General features: G+C 34.2%; 1 protein-coding gene. It reads right to left on the bottom strand.

Annotation, left to right across the window (positions count from 1 at the left end):
* Positions 1-176 precede the first annotated feature (176 nt).
* Entirely contained in the window at positions 177-1,409 is a 1,233-nt protein-coding gene (locus tag Q1A47_RS20420; RefSeq protein ID WP_166531062.1) for an IS4 family transposase, read from the bottom strand.
* Between the last annotated feature and the right edge of the window lie 164 nt (positions 1,410-1,573).

Genomic DNA, 1,573 nt, shown 5'->3' with positions numbered 1-1,573 from the left:
CATTAGCGTTGCACAAAAAATTTTAAAAATAGTCAAGTGCGCAAAACTGGAATATTTATCAAAAATATACCAATTAATAACTGTTCAAAAATTCAGTTTTTTGAATATAGGGTTTATAGAGCCAAAAGGATAAGGGGGTACTAATTGAAGGTAGCCCTTATCCAGATTTTTACATATCAGAAGATAAGATCATAGGTTACATCATTATTTAAGTACCAGGTTTCCTCTCGTTTAATTTGTTCTAGTATGTTATTAAAGATGCGCTCATGTTCAAGTCGCCTCCGTCCATCCGACGTTCGATTTGGCTTTTTAAACAGTTCTTTTATAAAGGTAGAGAAGCAGCTTGACCAATATACACCAATAAATTCAAGCATTTCGAGAAGTGATCCTTGATAACACACTTTTTTCTTCATCAATAAAGTTAAGCAGAAAGTGATCATAGCTATGTAAATTTGGTTGTAAACGGCGTTTGAGCTCTTTCCATAACACTTTTTGAGAACTAAGTGTTGTTTCATCCATTTAAAGAATAATTCTATTTGCCAGCGATTTCGGTAAAGATCACTGATTTCCTGTGCACTCATTTTCGCATCATTAATGATGATCCTAATAAGATTTCCTTGACTATCTTGTGTTTCGATCAAGCGAACTGGAAATTTCATTTTCCTCAGTTTAACCACAGCCTCACGAAGAATCGTAGATTCCGGATCTACAGGGAGTTCTTCGATGACTTGGATAATGGTATTCTCCTTGATACGAGTACAGAAGCGAATATTGTTCTGACAATAATCATCAAATTTTTGAAAATCAAAGTACCCTCTATCAAACACATGAAGGGCATCCTTCTCTGTGACCATCAATGCGTCTAATTGGGTTCGATCAGCTGGTCTAGCAGGAGTAACAATGATTTTATCTGGGGAAACCTCCCCATCACAAAAAACTACACGAGTATGAATTTTTACTCCAGCTTTCGTGTTTCGAAAATCAGCCCACCGATACTGGCTAAGGCAAAAAGAAATGGTCGTTGAATCAATGAGATGGATTTTCTCAAGTAATTCGCTTCCCTTTTCTTCCCCAATTTCCTGATGGATCTGTTGGATTAAATGACGCAGAATCGCCTGGAAGATCTCCGGAGGAAGATCAGAAAGTTTTCGAGAAAGTTGAGATTTACTAATACTTTTTAGCCCAAGTTCTTTTTGTAATTTTTTCTTGTGCCGTACCTTGAAACTAATCTCTTTAAGACTTGATAACTGTTTCAATTGAGCATAAATAAATAATTTGGTGAAGGTGAGGCTATCTAGTTTTTTAACATACTTATCAATCTTCAACTGATCAATAATTTTAGAAATGACTTTCATTTCTGTTGGTTGAATATATTCCTTAAAAACTGATTTTGTGTTATTCTTGTCCATGAGAACTCCTTATAATTAGGGTATGGACAGGACTTTGAACCTTCTGTCATCTAATTATAAGGATTTTTTTATATCTTTGAAGACTATAAATTCCCTTTAATTACATTTATTTGAAATTAATTAATACTTGACATTTTTGTTTTTGTTTAATGCAACGATAGTGA

Source organism: uncultured Virgibacillus sp. (assembly GCF_947495635.1).
GTDB classification, from domain to species: Bacteria; Bacillota; Bacilli; order Bacillales; family Amphibacillaceae; genus Virgibacillus; species Virgibacillus salarius.
The sequence above is the reverse complement of the archived record's forward strand: the minus strand, read 5'-3'. Positions and strand labels throughout refer to the sequence as shown.